The organism is Psychrobacter sp. TB20-MNA-CIBAN-0197, from assembly GCF_040309765.1.
Lineage (GTDB): Bacteria > Pseudomonadota > Gammaproteobacteria > Pseudomonadales > Moraxellaceae > Psychrobacter > Psychrobacter submarinus.
The window spans coordinates 1-252 of the sequence record NZ_JBEOPC010001045.1; the positions used below are offsets into that span (position 1 = coordinate 1).

General features: G+C 44.4%; 1 protein-coding gene. It reads right to left on the reverse strand.

The features are described from left to right. On the reverse strand, positions 1-252 hold a 252-nt coding region (locus AAEY83_RS17090; RefSeq protein ID WP_351061048.1), incomplete at both ends, for a hypothetical protein.

Here is a 252-nt window from a genome sequence, read left to right on the forward strand (position 1 = left end):
TAAAATGCCAGCGCCTAACCAGCTCGCGCCATCGTAGCGTGACAATTCTGAATACTCGTACCACGTCTTTAACCACAACTGTCCGATGACCAACCCACCAATGATTAGGCCAGTAAATAACAACCAATCTGTTGTCTGCCATGCTAAATGGAATTCGAATTTTTGCGGTAGCTGCAGGATGAGCATTATATAAAATACTACTAGTAAGCCATGACTCAGCTGTCTGATCTCTGCCCACAAGCGATAACGATT